Origin of the sequence: Flavobacterium sp. MK4S-17 (assembly GCF_009848495.1) — a bacterium.
Taxonomy (GTDB): domain Bacteria; phylum Bacteroidota; class Bacteroidia; order Flavobacteriales; family Flavobacteriaceae; genus Flavobacterium.
In genome coordinates this window covers 241,309-257,522 of sequence record NZ_WWEP01000001.1, presented here as the reverse complement: position 1 = coordinate 257,522, position 16,214 = coordinate 241,309, and the positions used below count along the sequence as shown (strand labels likewise).

The window sequence follows — 16,214 nt, the reverse complement described above, 5'->3', positions numbered from 1 at the left end:
TGCTTACAAAATTTAAACACACAAAAAACTATAATATGAGTTCATTTGACGTTGTCGTTATAGGTTCAGGCCCCGGAGGATATGTAGCTGCCATACGCAGTGCACAATTAGGCTTTAATACAGCCATTATAGAAAAATATCCTACGCTTGGTGGTACCTGCCTTAATGTGGGCTGTATTCCATCAAAGGCCCTGCTTGATTCTTCTCACCATTATCATGATGCCATTACCCATTTTAAAGAGCACGGTATTGAAATACCCGGCGAGGTTAAGGTAAATTTTGAGCAGATGATAGCCCGCAAACAGGGAGTTGTAGAGCAAAATGTGAGCGGCATTAAATATCTTATGGGTAAAAACAAAATAACTGTTTTTGAAGGTACCGGCTCTTTTGAGGATGCAACTCATATTAAAATTATTAAAAATGACGGTTCTGATGAAACCATCGAGGCAAAATATACTATTATAGCCACAGGCTCAAAACCATCTACACTGCCTTTTATTAAAATCGATAAAGAAAGGGTAATAACTTCTACAGAGGCTTTAAAGCTTAAAGAGGTTCCTAAGCACCTTATAGTTATAGGCGGTGGGGTAATAGGGCTGGAGCTTGGGCAGGTGTACCTGCGTTTAGGTGCTGAGGTATCGGTTGTTGAGTATCTTGACAGGATTATTCCCGGTATGGATGCGGCCTTATCTAAAGAGCTTACAAAGGTACTTAAAAAGCAGGGCATGAAATTTTACACTTCACACAAGGTAAAGTCTGTAGAAAATAATGGCAAAGGCGTTAAAGTGGAAGCCGACAATGCAAAAGGCGAAACTATTACACTTGAAGGCGATTATGCACTTGTATCGGTAGGCAGGCGCCCGTTTACTGAAGGGCTGAATGCTGATAAGGCAGGTGTAAAAGTTACTGAAAGGGGACAGATAGAGGTTAATGAGCATTTACAGACTAATGTATCTAATATTTATGCTATTGGTGATGTGGTGCGTGGTGCCATGCTTGCCCATAAAGCTGAAGAAGAAGGTGTGTTTGTAGCTGAAACAATAGCCGGCCAAAAACCGCATATTGATTATAACCTTATTCCGGGTGTTGTATATACATGGCCGGAAGTAGCTGCTGTAGGCAAAACCGAGGAGCAGCTTAAAGAAGCCGGTATTGAGTATAAATCAGGCAGCTTTCCTTTTAAAGCACTGGGCCGTTCCCGCGCCAGTATGGATACTGACGGTTTTGTGAAGATACTTGCTGATGCAAAAACAGATGAGGTGCTGGGTGTGCACATGATTGGTGCACGTACTGCCGACCTTATAGCCGAAGCGGTTACCGCTATGGAGTTTAAAGCATCTGCTGAGGATATATCAAGAATGAGCCATGCACACCCAACCTATGCCGAGGCGGTTAAGGAAGCAGCACTGGTCGCTACCGACAACAGGCCGTTACACATGTAATAACTAAAAAAAACAGCCTGCCTTTACAGCCGGCTGTTTTTTTATGCTTCTTTTATAATTTTGCTTTGTATGCGAAAGTCAGTAAATATAACTGTTAATGATAAGGATATTAAAAGCCGCCTCTTAGCTTGGGCGCAGCAATACAGGGAAATTGTTTTCCTGGACAGCAATTATTATAATCAAAAATACAGTTCTTTTGATGCTGTACTCGCAGTGGATGCATTTACTTCTATAAAGACAGATTACCATAATGCTTTTGAAGATTTAAATACATACCAGCAAATTACCGGGGACTGGATATTTGGTTATCTATCCTATGACCTGAAAAATGATACTGAAAAACTTACTTCCAGAAATTTTGACGGACTTGAGTTTCCCGACCTTTATTTTTTTCAGCCTAAGAAATTGTTTTTGCTTAAAAATAATAATTTAAAAATTTTATATCTTTCTGTTTGTGAGGATGAAATGGATTATGATTTAAATGAAATAATTAATTATAAAACAGAAGAAAATAACGATACCATTGTAGGTGATATTACTATAAAACAGCGAATTTCCAGACATGATTATTTGGATAAGGCAGGACAGATGCTTTCGCATATTTACAGGGGCGATATTTATGAAGCAAACTTTTGCATGGAGTTTTATGCAGAGAATGCTGCTATAAATACTTTGCATATATATAATGACCTGAACAAAATTTCCGAACCTCCTTTTGCTGCTTATTTTAAAAATTATAACCATTACCTTATGTGTGCTTCGCCTGAAAGGTATATAAGGAAAGAAGATGGTAAAATAATATCACAGCCTATAAAAGGTACGGCGAGAAGAAGTAAAGATGAAACAGAGGACAGCATTATAAAGGATACATTACAGCATAATGAAAAAGAGCGTTCGGAAAATATAATGATTGTCGACCTGGTGCGTAATGACCTGTCGCGCACTGCAGCTAAAGCCACTGTTGACGTAGAGGAGCTATGCGGAGCCTATACCTTTAAACAGGTACACCATTTAATTTCTACCGTAGTATCTCAAATAGCAGAAGGGCACACACCTGTAGATGTAATTAAAGCTGCTTTCCCTATGGGCAGCATGACCGGTGCGCCTAAAATATCGGCAATGCATATTATAGAAAAACTGGAGGAAACAAAACGCGGCCTTTATAGCGGTGCCATAGGGTATTTTACACCGCAGGGCGATTTTGATTTTAATGTAGTAATCAGGAGTATTTTATATAACAGCGATAAAAAATACCTGTCTTTTTCGGTAGGCAGTGCCATTACGGCCAAGGCCAGCCCGGAACAGGAATATGACGAATGCCTTCTTAAAGCGGCAGCCATGTTTAAGGTGCTTTCCGGTAATGGCAATTTGCAATAAAAAGGGTAACTTTACAGTCCTGTTTTCCTTAGTTAATGGAGTTACAATTAAAAGAGCATCTGGATAGAGATTTTCCTTTTTTAAAGGGCAGTACATTGCTGTTAGCTGTTAGCGGTGGTGTTGACAGTATGGTTTTGTGCCATTTACTTAAATCCCTTAATTATGATATTGCCATAGCACACTGCAATTTTAATTTAAGGGGAGAGGAAAGTGATGGCGATGAAAAATTTGTAAAGGAATATACTGAAAAAGAAACTTTAAAATTTCACGTAACAGTTTTTGATACAATACGTTTTGCTTCCGATTCTAAACTTTCAGTTCAGGTAGCGGCAAGGCAGTTACGTTATATATGGTTTAATGAAGTAATGGCTGATTTTGGCTATAAATATTTATTAACCGCCCACCACCTTGATGACAACATTGAAACTTTACTTATAAATTTTACACGTGGTACCGGGTTGGAGGGTTTAACGGGAATACCACAGCAAAATGGAAATATTATACGTCCGCTTTTGCCTTTTACAAGGCATGAGATTGAAGATTATGCCAAACAGAATAATATAAACTGGCGGGAGGACAGCAGTAATGCTACTGATAAATACCTGCGTAACAAACTGCGGCATACAGTTATCCCTGTTTTAAAAGAGCTTAATACGTCTTTTACCGATTCCTTTAAAAATACTATTAACCATTTGCAACAGGCACAGTCTTTGGTAGAAGATGCATCTGTAATAGTATATAAACAGGTGGTAGAAGAAAAGGAGGGGCAGAAGCACTTTAATATCAGTCAGTTTAAAAGGTTGCCTAATTATAAGGCTTATTTGTACCAGTGGCTGCATCCGTTTGGCTTTACCGCATGGGATGATGTATATAGCCTTGCCGAGGCACAATCAGGCAAACAGGTGGTTTCCGGAAGCCACAGGCTCATTAAAAACAGGAATGTGCTTATACTTGAGCCTATAAAGGAAAATGATACAGCGGTTTATATACTGAATAAAGATGGAATTATGGACTACCCGATAAGGCTATCTGCAAATAAAGTTGATACCCTTCCTAAAGATTTGATTAAAACTGCTGTTTATGTAGACAATGAGCATATTAAATTTCCGTTATTTGTAAGGAAATGGCAGGAGGGAGATTATTTTTACCCAATAGGTATGGGAGGGCAGAAGAAAAAGGTTTCCAAATATTTTAAGGATGAAAAAATGTCCTTGCCTGAAAAGGAAGATATATGGCTGCTTTGTTCAGCAGAAGCTATTATATGGATAATCGGCAGGCGTGCCGACGAACGTTTTAAAGTAACCGAAGAAACAACACAAATATTAAAAATAGAAGTTTTACCGTAATGAAAAAACTGCATTATATTTTATTACTATGCCTGGTATTTTTTACTTCTCAGGCGCAGATACTTGATCCTGTTAAATGGACTTCAAAAATCGAAAAAACATCAGATAAAGAATATATACTGACTTTTAATGGCAGTATAGAAGACGAATGGCATGTTTATTCCCAATTTACCAATGAAGGCGGTGCACTCCCGCTTGACGTTATATTACATAACAATAAAGGAAAATATGAAGCTGTAGGGAAAGCGGAAGAAAGTAAAACAGAAACAGCCTTTAACGATATTTTTGGCGTTGATGAAACATTTTTCAGTAAAACAGCCGAATTAAAACAAAAAGTAAAGGTTACTGGCCAGCAGGTCGGAATATTACAGGTTGAACTATATTACCAGGTATGCAAAGAGGTATGCATACAGCAAAACAAATATTTTGAATTCGACACCAAAACATTAACATCAAAGGAAGTTAGTGACTTTGAGGAAGTTGCTGCGCCTGTTACAAAAAAAGCAGAAGTAAAAAGAGCCCCAACAGATAATAAAGATGAACAAAAAGGGCTTTTTACAATATTTATAATAGCATTTTTCTCAGGGTTTGCAGCATTGCTTACACCTTGTGTATTCCCTATGATACCTATGACGGTTAGCTTTTTTACTAAACAAAGCAAAACAAGGGCTGCAGGGATACGTAATGCTATTTTTTACGGTATTTCCATTATAATAATATATGTTATTTTAGGTTCTCTGGTAACTGCTGTTTTTGGTGCAGACTCACTCAACGCATTATCTACCAACGTAATATTTAACCTTGTATTTTTTGTATTACTGGTAGTTTTTGCTTTTTCGTTTTTGGGAGCTTTTGAAATAATGCTGCCAAATTCCTGGGCAAATAAAGTGGACAGGCAAGCCGATAGGGGAGGTATAATAGGTATCCTTTTTATGGCGCTTGCACTGGCTATTGTTTCATTTTCATGTACAGGCCCCATTGTGGGTACCCTGCTTGTAGAAGCAGCCTCAAAAGGTGGAATAGCACCTATAGTTGGCATGCTTGGCTTTTCATCGGCACTTGCATTACCTTTTATGCTTTTTGCTATGTTTCCTGGCTGGCTTAATTCATTGCCTAAATCCGGTGGGTGGCTTAATACTGTAAAAGTTTTTCTTGGCTTCCTGGAACTTGCACTTGCATTTAAATTTCTTTCAAATGCCGATCTTGTATTGCAATTGCATATTTTGGAAAGGGAAACTTTTCTTGCTATATGGATAGCTATTTTCGGAGTGCTTGCTTTGTATCTCTTTGGTAAAATCACCTTGCCGCATGACAGCCCGTTACAATCAATATCGGTAGGAAGATTATCATTAGGGCTCTTAGTATTATCATTTACTATTTATCTTATACCCGGTTTATGGGGAGCGCCTTTAAAGCTGGTAAGCGGTTTTCCGCCCCCATCCAATTATAGTGAATCACCGTTTGGTTTTGGTGGGTCTGGTAAAACGTTAACTGATGGGCAGCCCCTGCCTGATGGGGCTAAACTTGCAGTGCATGGAATTGTTGCTTTTGAAGATTATGATACTGGGCTTGCTTATGCTAAGTCTATAGGTAAACCGGTTTTACTTGACTTTACAGGGTATGCCTGTGTTAATTGCAGGAAAATGGAAGACTATGTATGGTCAGATGAAAGGATTCTCTCAATCCTGAAAAATGATGTGGTTTTAATATCCTTGTATGTGGATTATAAAGAAACATTGCCTGAAGATGAGCAATACATATCTGAAACTACCGGAAAGAAAATAAAAACCATAGGAAATAAATGGAGTGATTTCCAGATAACAAGATATAAGGCAAATGCACAACCATATTACGTACTGATGGATTTAAACGAGCAAAACCTTAATGAGCCTGTAGGCTACACTCCGGATATTGAGGAATATGAACAGTGGTTAAAGGAAGGAATTGCTAATTTTAAAAAATAAAGTTTTATAATTATTATTCCGTGATAAGGAATGCAGTTAAAAACTCACTTCCTTCACCTAAATGGCTATAAACGGTTATAGTTCCTCCCATAGCTTCTATAAATTCTTTGCTTATGGCAAGCCCAAGCCCTGTGCCTTCTTTTTCTGTGCCCGGAACCCTGAAATACTTGTCAAATATGCGCGGCAGGTATTTTGGGTCTATTCCAATGCCACTATCTTTAACAGATACTGTTAGCTTATTTTCAAGTATAAAGGTTTTTATATCAATTTCGGTATTATCATAAGAATACCGTATAGCATTAGAAATAAGGTTGGAAATTATCCAGGTTGCTTTTTCTTTATCTACAGAAATATAAGGATGGTCTTTACTTTCAAAATTTATAACAATAGATTTTTGCCCTGCCAGTTTCCTGTTGTTTTCTATAGCATTATTAATTATGGTGTTAACATCGGCAGCCTCCATTATTAACTTGGTTTTTCCGGTTTCCACCTGCGATATATTCAGCAGTTCCCCGGTTGTCCTTAAAAGCCTGTCGGTATCATCCTTAATACTTTCCAGCAAGTTTTTTTGTTCTTCGTTTAAATCCCCGGTCTGTTGGTTATCCAATAGCTGAAGGCTCATTTTCATTGAGGCTATAGGCGTTTTAAATTCGTGGGATACTGTTGCAATAAAGTTGGTTTTAGCAAAATCCAGTTCTTTATAAGGAGTAATATTCCTTAAAATAATAAAAGAGCCTATCTCTGTTTGTTTTTCCTCACCGGTGGGTACAATACTGATAGGTACTAACTGTTTTTCAAAATAGCTTTCTTTATTATCAGCATAAATTTTTAATGAGTTGTCCTTATTTTCCTTAACTGCCATTTTCTGAAGCAGTGAACGTATAAGGTCATTCGTTACGGCAACTTCTTCAGCCTGCCTGCCTATTGCATCCTCTCTTTTGAGCCCTGATATTTTTAAGGCCTGCTCATTTATAAAAAGTATCCTGTTTTTTTCATCAAGCCCCAGTACCGGGTCAAAAAGATTATTAATAAGCGTTTCAATCCTCTTTTTTTCCATCATTAATTTAGCAATATTGCTGTCACTGTACTCCTGTAGCTTTTCAGCCATTGTATTGAATGACCCGGCTAATGATGAAAACTCGTCATGCCCTTTAAAGTAAAGCCGCTGTGAATAGTTTTTTGCTGCTATCTGCTTTATACTGTCCGTTAGGTTTTTAATAGGGTTGGCTATATAACCGGGAAGGTTAACCAGTAAAGTAAAACCCATTATAAAACAAAACGCACTTGCCACAGAAATCCATAAAATAGAGTTATCTGCGGTTTGCCCTGCCGTATCACTCTTTCTAAGGATAGCATCCATGTTTAGTTTCATTATATCATTTAAATCTCTCCTTAAATTGGAAATAAAAACATTATTATCAGGCTGTGATTTTAATGCATTGAAATGGTTTTGCAATTCTTCGGTAAGTTCCCGTTCACCAATCTCAGTAATATTAGCATTTTGTTTTTTTAGTAAATTTTCAAACTCCGCAAGGTCTTCGGCGGTTATTAAGGGTTTATCTATCAGCTTATGCATATTCCTTGTATAGTCCAGCGAAATATAATTAGCCTCCAAAATATTTTTTGTGTCTTTTGAGAGTAAATGCACCTGCCTTATAGCCAATGCGGATAAAAGGGCGATAAAAAAGAAAAGTATACCAACGGCCAGCCTTAATTTTGTTTTTATTTTCATGTGTTATGAAAGTATGATAAGGTCAATATTACTCGAAGTTAATTTATTTAATAAAGATTTAAAGATATTGGTGGATAAAATTACCTTGAACAGGTTTATATGGGGCTTGCCTATACAAATAGTAGTTATTTTCCTTGCCTCTGCCTGTTGGATGATGGCAGTGGAAACCTTGCTGTTTTTTACCCTGATAATTTCTGCCCCCAGTTCAGTAGCCAGCCTGAAGTTGTTGATAAGATGCCGTTGCTTATCCAATGCAATTTTATCGCCTCGTTCTTTAGGTGTTTCCACGTAAAGTACATACCATTTACTGTGGTAATAATTAGCGAGTCGTGCAGTTTTTCGCAGTACCGTTTTCGCTGTAATATGGTTACTGCTAATACAGGCTAAAAACCGTTCCTGCTTAAGGCTGCTTCCTGTTATCTCGGTTTCTACTTTGCGCTCAACCTGGCTTGCCACTTCCTTCAGCGCCAGTTCGCGAAGTTGTAAAATATGCTGTGGCTTAAAAAAATTACCAAGCGCCGACTGGATTTTATCCTGTGTATATATTTTTCCCTCTTTAAGGCGGGTAATAAGTTCATCGGCAGTTAAATCAATGTTTACAACTTCATCAGCCGCTTTTAGAACACTGTCAGGAATGCGTTCTTTAACTTCAATACCGGTAATTTCCTTAATATCATCGTTAAGGCTTTCAATATGCTGAATATTTACTGCACTGATAACGTTAATTCCAGCATCAAGTATATCAATTACATCCTGCCAGCGTTTCTCATTTTTACTGCCTTCTATATTGGTGTGCGCCAGTTCATCTACAATAACAACTTCAGGGCGGAGGTTTATAATGGCCTGCACATCCATTTCTTCAAGGTATTTTCCTTTATAGTAAAGCGAACGTTTCGGTACAACGGGCAACCCTTCTAAAAGCGCATGTGTTTCTAAACGGTTGTGCGTTTCTATAAAACCTATTTTAACATCAATGCCGTTACGAAGCAGCGTATGTGCTTCCTGCAGCATACGGAAAGTTTTGCCCACACCGGCACTCATGCCGATGTAGACCTTAAACTTACCTCTCCTTGATTTTTGTATCAGGTCGAGAAACCGTTTTGCATTTATATCTTTTTCTGTCATTAAAATGAAATGGCTAATGCTGTGGTAATAAAAGTATTATTGTTAACGGCTTCATCTCCTTTCAGGAAAATAGCATCTTTGCTGTTAAGGCTTCTTGCCTCAAGCCGCCAAACCACATTTTCAAAAATGGCATAATCAAAATTAGCTGAATATCCCAGGGTTTTAAACCCGTTCTCTGTGCCTGTCGATACTATAACCTCGTCCTCGTCGCTATAATATTCGCCGCGCACGGCTATTGCCATTTTATCATTCAACCGGTATTGGGCAATAACAACAGGGGAGTACCAAATATTATAGCTTTCGCTTCCTTTGTTTTTTTGTTCTGCACCAATATCAAATCCTGTAATTAATCCAAACTTATCACTAAACTGAAACTGCCCGTACAGGTTATGGAAATAACGCATGCGTTTTTCAGTGTCAGGTTTATCATTACCCACAAAAGAACTGCTGTTTAAGGTAATCCTGGCATTGGGCCTGTAGGTAAGCTGATGGCCGAAAGCCAATGTTTTATTACCATCGGGCCTTTGTATGCGCTGCCAGCCGTTAAGCACCAACCCGCTAACAAACCATTTACCTGAAGGGCTCGTATAGGATATTTTTGCACCGCTTTCGTAGTACGGGGAATTGTCGGCAAGCATGCTGCGTGTTACTGTCCAGCAATCTTTACCTACTGCACTTTCAAAACCAATGTGCGATGCAAATATACCTGCATCTATCCACATGCTGGCTGTTTTTGAAAGTTTTACACCTGCATTCGCTTCATAAACATTTTTAAGTACTCCTTCTTCTGCTGCAAGGTTTGCGTTGGCATAACTACCCGCCATAAGCGCCAGGTTAGCCCTTACAGAGCCATTATCATAAGCTGCTTTTATAAAACCTAAATTAAGTGCAACTTCATTGTGCCGGTTGTGTGAATAGAAAAAGGAGGGACGTGTGTTACTTTCAGGTTCATTAAAGTCGTATGCATAATAAGTTTCAACATATCCGCTTATCGTAAGGTTTGGATTAATTTTTACCGGAAGTATTTTAAGCGAATCTTCCTGGGCATAGGCATTTAATCCTATTAAAGTTAAAAAAGCTGCTATTGTTTGTTTGGTATTCATTTCAAATTATTTAATGCTAAGTTAAGCTGTAATACATTTATTTTTTCTGTACCTAAAAATCCTAATAAAGGTTTTTCAGTATTGTCTTTTATAATGCTTGTAATTTTTTGTTCTGGGAGGTTTCGCGCTTTTGCAATGCGCTTTACCTGAATTTTTGCTGCTGCAACACTAATATGCGGATCAAGGCCGCTTCCGGAAGAAGTAACCATTTCAGAAGGTATATCTTTACGGTCAATCCCCGGATTTTTTAACAGAAAACTATCAATACGTGCTTCTACTTCAGCTAAGTAATCAGGGTTGGATGGCCCTTTGTTGCTTCCGCCTGAGCCGGCACCGTTATAATCAACCGCAGAAGGTCGCGGCCAAAAATAACTGTCCTGCGTAAAGTTTTGCGCTACATTTATATGATGGATTTTTCCTTCAGCAGAAACTATTTCCCCTTTTCCTTTATTGGGTGCAAACTGTGCTATGCCAAGGATACTAAGCGTATAAAAACCGCAAAAGAAAACAGCACAGAATAATGTTAGCCTTATGGCTGGTACTATATGGTTTTTCATTTTTATAATATTTAAATAAACAATGCTACAAAAAGGTCTATTAGTTTTATGCCTATAAAAGGGGCTATAACACCACCAAGCCCATACACAAGCAGATTTCGCCTTAACAGGGCAGAAGCACCTATTGGCTTGTAGGCAACACCTTTTAATGCTAACGGGATAAGCAAGGGTATAATGACAGCATTAAATATTACAGCCGATAGTATGGCACTTTCAGGGCTGTGCAGGTTCATTACATTTAAGCCCTGCAGGGCAGGTATGGCAGCAATAAACAATGCAGGAATAATAGCAAAATATTTGGCTACGTCATTAGCTATGCTAAAGGTAGTAAGTGTTCCCCTTGTCATTAAAAGCTGTTTGCCTATTTCCACTATCTCAATAAGCTTAGTGGGGTCGTTGTCAAGGTCAACCATATTTCCTGCCTCTTTAGCAGCCTGTGTACCACTGTTCATGGCAACCCCTACATCTGCCTGTGCAAGGGCAGGGGCGTCATTGGTTCCATCGCCCATCATGGCTACCAACTTGCCTTGCTGCTGCTCATTTTTTATGTAGTTCATTTTATCTTCAGGCTTTGCTTCTGCAATAAAGTCGTCAACTCCTGCTTTTTCAGCTATGTATTTTGCCGTTAATGGATTATCTCCGGTAACCATAACCGTTTTAACTCCCATTTTGCGTAATCTTTCAAAGCGTTCCTTTATTCCTGTCTTGATAATATCCTGCAGCTCAATAACTCCCAGTACTTTTTCATTTTCGCAAACCACAAGCGGGGTACCGCCATTGGCCGATATTTTATGTACTATTTCAGTTATGTATTCAGGAAAAATATTTCCTGATTGCTCCACCAGGTTTTTAATAGCATCATAAGCCCCTTTCCTTATTCGGGTTTGACCAAAATCAATCCCTGAGCTTCTGGTTTCAGCCGTAAACTTTATAAACCTTGGGTTCTCAATCTTAACCGTATGAGCGTCAATACCGGATAATTCAATAATTGACTTGCCTTCGGGCGTTTCATCTGCCAGCGAACTTAATACAGCGGCTTTTATAAAAATTTTTTCATCAACTGCCTGTGCAGTATGGAAATGGGTGGCTTTACGGTTGCCGATGGTTATGGTACCGGTTTTATCCAGAAGCAGTACATCAATATCACCTGCAGTTTCAACCGCCTTACCTGATTTGGTTATTACATTGGCTCTTAATGCCCTGTCCATACCCGCTATGCCTATTGCAGAAAGCAGCCCGCCGATTGTGGTAGGGATAAGGCATATAAATAGGGATATAAAAGCAGCTATTGTTATGGGCACATCAGCATAATCTGCAAAAGGTTTAAGGGTTACACAAACAATTATAAAAACAAGCGTAAATCCTGCCAGGAGTATTGTAAGCGCTATCTCATTGGGTGTTTTTTGACGGGATGCACCCTCTACCAGTGCAATCATCTTGTCAAGAAAACTTTCACCCTGCTGCGTGGTTACTTGTACTGTTATTTTATCGGACAATACTTTTGTACCACCTGTAACAGAACTTTTATCGCCACCCGCCTCACGGATTACCGGGGCGCTTTCACCTGTAATGGCGCTCTCATCAATAGTGGCAAGTCCTTCAATTATTTCCCCGTCAGCAGGGATAATATCACCTGCTTCACAGATAAAATAATCTCCTTTTTTAAGGCTTGAGGATGGTACTATGTTAACTTCATTTACATACAGTTCCCCAACCGCCTCAATTTTCTTTGCAGGTGTTTCCTCCCTTGTTTTCCTCAAGCTGTCAGCCTGCGATTTGCCACGTGCTTCGGCTATTGCCTCGGCAAAATTGGCAAACAGGAGTGTTAGCAGCAACAGCATAAATAATGTAAAGTTATAGGCAAAACTACCTTGTGACTGTTCGCCTGCCAAAATCCAGATGCAGACACATAATATTACCGCAGTTCCCACTTCCACAGTAAACATAACCGGGTTTTTTATGAGTGTTAACGGGTTAAGTTTTATAAAAGATTGTTTTAAGGACTGTTTTACAATGCCTCCCTGAAACAATGATGTATTTTGAGATTTCATTTTTTAATTGTTTTTATTTCACATTGAAAAATATTCAGCGATTGGGCCAAGTGTTAGGGCAGGGAAAAAGGATAGTGCAGCCACGATAAATATTACCGCAAAAACCATAAACCCAAATGTGGCTGTATCCGTTTTAAGCGTACCCGAACTTTCAGGAACGTATTTTTTTGAAGCCAGTATTCCGGCTATGGCAACAGGCCCTATAATAGGCAGGTATCTTGCCAACAGCATTACAACCCCGCAGGCATAATTCCAGAAAGGGGTATTGTCGCCCAGTCCTTCAAAACCACTACCATTATTGGCTGAGGAAGAGGTAAACTCATATAACATTTCGCTGAAACCATGATATCCCGGATTAGCCAGCCAGCCAGCATATTCCTGCGGATTGCCGGCATAAATATAGCTTGCCAGCGCAGTACCTGCTAAAATTAAAAAGGGATGTAAAAGAGCCACCATCATTGCAATTTTCATTTCGCGGGCTTCAATTTTCTTACCTAAAAATTCAGGAGTGCGCCCTACCATTAACCCGCTTATAAAAACAGCCAGTATAATAAATATGTAAAAATTAAGGAAGCCGACACCAACACCACCGTAAAAACAATTTACCATCATTCCCAACAGCGTAGTGGCTCCTGTTATTGGTGTCATACTATCGTGCATGGCATTTACCGACCCGTTACTGGTACATGTTGTATAAGTTGCCCAGTTAGCGGATGCTGCTGCGCCAAACCTAACTTCTTTACCTTCCATACTTCCCATTTGTTGTGAAATGCCCATTTCGCCTATAGCAGCGTTGCCGTTCATCTCACTTATTACAGAGGGAATGAGCAATAATAAAAATCCCATTGTCATGACTCCGTAAATAGTCCAGGCCATTTTCCTGCGTTTTAAAACATAGCCTAAAGCAAAAACAAGCGCAATGGGGATAAGGAATATGGATACCGTTTCCACTATATTAGTTAAGTAGGTAGGGTTTTCCATAGGATTAGAGGAGTTAGGCCCATAAAAGCCTCCTCCGTTTGTGCCTAACTGCTTGATGGCAACAAAAGCGGCTACGGGGCCACGGCTTATCTCCTGTTGCTCACCTTCAAGGGTTGTAATACTATCTTTGCCTTCAAATGTCATAGGTGTACCGTTAAAGGCAAGTATAATTGCAACAATAACAGCAAGCGGAAATAGGATCCTTGTTGCTGAACGCACAAAATAGCTGTAAAAGTTACCCAACGTATTTGCTGTTTTTGCTTTCATGGCCTTAAATACCACAGCACAAATAGCAATGCCGGTTGCAGCACTTATAAACTGCCATAACATGAGTGTAAGCTGCCCTAAATAGGACAAGGCAGTTTCTCCTGAATAATGCTGCAGGTTAGTATTTGTTACGAAGCTTACCGAGGTATTAAAAGCCAGGTCTAAACTCATAGACGGGTTTTCATCGGGGTTGAGAGGAAGCCATGCCATATTGGTAAGAACCAGCATAGATAATATAAACCAGGTAAGATTAATAGTCAGTAAAGCAACCAAGTGTTCCTTCCAGGTCATTTCTTTACCGGTATTAATACCTCCTATCTTAAAGAACAGCCTGTCTAAAGGGTTAAAAACCTTATCGAGCCATGTATTTTCATAAGTGAATACTTTTCCTATATACCTGCCTAATGGTATGGCAAATAATAATACTAACCCATACGTTACAATTATGCCTAATATTTCACTGTCCATAGTTTAAAATTTTTCAGGTTTAATTAATACATAGGCTATATAGGCAAAAACAGCCAGTGCCAGGATAAATAGTGCTGCCATAATTATAATTCTATAAGGGTTTTAATAAATGCTTCTTTAAGCGGGGATGGCATGTAGTTGATATATTCCCTAAGGGGGAGGGCAGGGGAGTTTTCTATAAAGTTGCAGATAAATTCGTTTTCTATACAGTGCCGGGTATAGGCATGCCCTTCCTGATACAGCATGTTGATTACTTTGAAAACTTCTGTAACTTTTTCTTTATTGCCGGCAGCATTAAGCAGGCAATATTCAGATACCGAACGAAGCATATCATAATCGTTTACAGTATCACTGCTCAGCGTGCCCACGGCTTCCGGCAGCCATTCGTCAATTGTTTTTTTAATTTTGGTTTCCATAAGGATAAATTTGTTTTATCCTGTTATGCCAAAACCTGTACCTGAAATATTAAAATTACTTAAATAATTGATATTAAGGGGTGTAATTAATTTGTAAAAAAGTAAACCCTATCAAAATGATAGGGCATATACTTTTATAATGATAGGTACGACTGGAGTTACTAAAGTCAAGGCATCAATCACAATTTACAGCGCTTAGCGTTTTAGTGCCATTTTCATCTACTATATATTCAAAACCATTATTTAGGAGGTCATTTACATCTTTCCTGCCGTTAAAATGCCATAATAAATGTCCATACTTGCATCTGTCTATAGTTCCGTAAAGCAGTTCTTGTTTCATTAAAACTTTCAACTCTTCCCAGTATACCTTCGGTGCATGAACCATTAATATATAAGGGTTAAATTCTTCTCCAAATTCTTTTTGGGAATATAATTCAAGTCTTTCTCTGGAAGGAAAACCATATTTCTTTGTCAGTTGAATAATTCTTTTTGTATGCAAATCATCAAAATAGTTGATATAGTTTTTGAAAATGTATTTTGACAAGGTATCAGACTTAAATTTATGCTCAACAATATATTTCCGTGTGAGGCCTGATTCCAAGTTTTCTATACTGTCTGTTTTTTTTTGTCAAATGTTTTAAATAAACTATATTCCCTCATCGCTTGGTCATAGTCATACATAAATTGAATCTCCTCCAGTACTATATCTATATCTTTTTTTAAAAGAGAATCTTTTTCTATTTTTTGTGCTATTGTAAAACTGTAACAAAAGGTAAAGGCTAGTAACAGTAAATTTTTTATGGAATAAGTAATAATTATAATTAAGATACAACGTAAAAATATTTAATTAGTATTAACTTTTATTTTATTTGCATATTAAAAATAGTTGTTACAATCTCCAAATGGTAATTTACTTCTATTTTAGATTTTATAAATTTGCGGCATGAATGGTAAAAACACAAGGTTGACAAGTAACATACTTCCAATTTTGCTTTTGGCTTTACTGCTGTTGATTTCTCCTTGTAAAGTCAGGAAATCCATTCAGTCAGGGCTTGGTATTCCCCAAACAGAGGTTACGAATAAAAGTCAAACTACCTTAAGCAGCACTTGTAGTGATTTTGAAGTTACCAAAACCACTTCTGTTAAAGAAAAATCCGCAGGCAAATATTTGTCTGTAATCTTTTCAGGTAAGAAATGGTTTTTTCATTTGCCTTATTTTTCTAAACAGCCTGCTTTGGCATATAGCCCACTGAGCAGTCAGGCTGCCAAAATCCCACTTTATATATTATACCAAAATTTTAAGGAATATCTGTAAACCTTTATTATCACGTATTTTGGGTTAGAAACTCAAAATTTGATTCAGGGATATATTAAATTCAAACAGT

General features: G+C 38.2%; 14 protein-coding genes. 5 read left to right on the top strand and 9 right to left on the bottom strand.

Annotated elements, in window-relative coordinates; translation table 11 throughout:
- Nucleotides 1–35 precede the first annotated feature (35 nt).
- The 4 genes from lpdA (at nt 36) to GSF09_RS01250 (ending at nt 6,129) form a co-directional block, all read left to right on the top strand.
- A complete protein-coding gene (gene lpdA / locus GSF09_RS01265) occupies nt 36–1,442 on the top strand; it encodes a dihydrolipoyl dehydrogenase (RefSeq protein WP_159799108.1) in 1,407 nt (468 codons plus the stop codon).
- 69 nt (nt 1,443–1,511) lie between these two features.
- Nucleotides 1,512–2,819 (top strand): anthranilate synthase component I family protein, encoded by a 1,308-nt coding sequence (locus GSF09_RS01260; protein ID WP_159799107.1) that lies wholly within the window; start codon nt 1,512–1,514, stop codon nt 2,817–2,819.
- Between the two features lie 35 nt (nt 2,820–2,854).
- A complete protein-coding gene (gene tilS / locus GSF09_RS01255; protein WP_159799106.1) occupies nt 2,855–4,165 on the top strand; it encodes a tRNA lysidine(34) synthetase TilS in 1,311 nt (436 codons plus the stop codon).
- Entirely contained in the window at nt 4,165–6,129 is a 1,965-nt protein-coding gene (locus tag GSF09_RS01250; protein ID WP_159799105.1) for a protein-disulfide reductase DsbD, read from the top strand. The genes tilS and GSF09_RS01250 overlap by 1 nt, the downstream gene beginning before the upstream one ends.
- A gap of 13 nt (nt 6,130–6,142) precedes the next feature.
- On the opposite strand, the gene GSF09_RS01245 is transcribed toward GSF09_RS01250, so the two are convergent.
- The 9 genes from GSF09_RS01245 to GSF09_RS13720 form a co-directional block, all read right to left on the bottom strand.
- On the bottom strand, nt 6,143–7,861 hold the full coding sequence (locus GSF09_RS01245) for an ATP-binding protein (RefSeq protein WP_159799104.1): 1,719 nt from the start codon (nt 7,859–7,861) through the stop codon (nt 6,143–6,145).
- Nucleotides 7,862–7,864: 3 nt separating this feature from the next.
- Nucleotides 7,865–8,986 carry a sensor protein KdpD gene (locus tag GSF09_RS01240; protein ID WP_159799103.1) on the bottom strand — a complete coding sequence of 374 codons (1,122 nt, stop codon included), beginning with the start codon at nt 8,984–8,986 and terminating at the stop codon, nt 7,865–7,867.
- A complete protein-coding gene (locus GSF09_RS01235) occupies nt 8,986–10,089 on the bottom strand; it encodes a porin (RefSeq protein ID WP_159799102.1) in 1,104 nt (367 codons plus the stop codon). The genes GSF09_RS01240 and GSF09_RS01235 overlap by 1 nt, the downstream gene beginning before the upstream one ends.
- Nucleotides 10,086–10,646, bottom strand: a complete 561-nt coding sequence (locus tag GSF09_RS01230) for a K(+)-transporting ATPase subunit C (RefSeq protein WP_159799101.1) — start codon at nt 10,644–10,646, stop codon at nt 10,086–10,088. The genes GSF09_RS01235 and GSF09_RS01230 overlap by 4 nt, the downstream gene beginning before the upstream one ends.
- Nucleotides 10,647–10,657: 11 nt before the next feature.
- A complete protein-coding gene (gene kdpB / locus GSF09_RS01225) occupies nt 10,658–12,697 on the bottom strand; it encodes a potassium-transporting ATPase subunit KdpB (RefSeq protein ID WP_159799100.1) in 2,040 nt (679 codons plus the stop codon).
- Between the two features lie 18 nt (nt 12,698–12,715).
- Nucleotides 12,716–14,413, bottom strand: coding sequence for a potassium-transporting ATPase subunit KdpA (gene kdpA, locus GSF09_RS01220; protein ID WP_159799099.1), 1,698 nt, complete (start codon nt 14,411–14,413; stop codon nt 12,716–12,718).
- A 3-nt stretch (nt 14,414–14,416) separates the two neighbouring features.
- Nucleotides 14,417–14,494: a potassium-transporting ATPase subunit F gene (locus GSF09_RS01215; protein WP_159799142.1), complete on the bottom strand. Its 78-nt coding sequence runs from the start codon at nt 14,492–14,494 to the stop codon at nt 14,417–14,419.
- A 2-nt stretch (nt 14,495–14,496) separates the two neighbouring features.
- Nucleotides 14,497–14,829 carry a hypothetical protein gene (locus tag GSF09_RS01210; protein WP_159799098.1) on the bottom strand — a complete coding sequence of 111 codons (333 nt, stop codon included), beginning with the start codon at nt 14,827–14,829 and terminating at the stop codon, nt 14,497–14,499.
- A gap of 175 nt (nt 14,830–15,004) precedes the next feature.
- Nucleotides 15,005–15,373, bottom strand: a complete 369-nt coding sequence (locus GSF09_RS13720; protein WP_201309307.1) for a hypothetical protein — start codon at nt 15,371–15,373, stop codon at nt 15,005–15,007.
- Nucleotides 15,374–15,772: 399 nt separating this feature from the next.
- Between GSF09_RS13720 and GSF09_RS01200 the strand changes: the two genes are divergently transcribed.
- Nucleotides 15,773–16,144, top strand: a complete 372-nt coding sequence (locus tag GSF09_RS01200) for a hypothetical protein (protein WP_159799097.1) — start codon at nt 15,773–15,775, stop codon at nt 16,142–16,144.
- Nucleotides 16,145–16,214 lie beyond the last annotated feature (70 nt).

Bases quoted from the DNA above. Each gene is read 5' to 3' on its own strand.
- GSF09_RS01260 (WP_159799107.1), top strand. From the start codon at position 1,512: ATGCGAAAGTCAGTAAATATAACTGTTAATGATAAGGATATTAAAAGC.
- kdpA (WP_159799099.1), bottom strand. From the start codon at position 14,413: ATGGACAGTGAAATATTAGGCATAATTGTAACGTATGGGTTAGTATTA.
- GSF09_RS01215 (WP_159799142.1), bottom strand. From the start codon at position 14,494: ATGGCAGCACTATTTATCCTGGCACTGGCTGTTTTTGCCTATATAGCC.
- GSF09_RS01250 (WP_159799105.1), top strand. From the start codon at position 4,165: ATGAAAAAACTGCATTATATTTTATTACTATGCCTGGTATTTTTTACT.
- GSF09_RS01240 (WP_159799103.1), bottom strand. From the start codon at position 8,986: ATGACAGAAAAAGATATAAATGCAAAACGGTTTCTCGACCTGATACAA.
- GSF09_RS01230 (WP_159799101.1), bottom strand. From the start codon at position 10,646: ATGAAAAACCATATAGTACCAGCCATAAGGCTAACATTATTCTGTGCT.
- kdpB (WP_159799100.1), bottom strand. From the start codon at position 12,697: ATGAAATCTCAAAATACATCATTGTTTCAGGGAGGCATTGTAAAACAG.
- GSF09_RS01200 (WP_159799097.1), top strand. From the start codon at position 15,773: ATGAATGGTAAAAACACAAGGTTGACAAGTAACATACTTCCAATTTTG.
- lpdA (WP_159799108.1), top strand. From the start codon at position 36: ATGAGTTCATTTGACGTTGTCGTTATAGGTTCAGGCCCCGGAGGATAT.
- GSF09_RS01245 (WP_159799104.1), bottom strand. From the start codon at position 7,861: ATGAAAATAAAAACAAAATTAAGGCTGGCCGTTGGTATACTTTTCTTT.
- GSF09_RS01235 (WP_159799102.1), bottom strand. From the start codon at position 10,089: ATGAATACCAAACAAACAATAGCAGCTTTTTTAACTTTAATAGGATTA.
- tilS (WP_159799106.1), top strand. From the start codon at position 2,855: ATGGAGTTACAATTAAAAGAGCATCTGGATAGAGATTTTCCTTTTTTA.
- GSF09_RS01210 (WP_159799098.1), bottom strand. From the start codon at position 14,829: ATGGAAACCAAAATTAAAAAAACAATTGACGAATGGCTGCCGGAAGCC.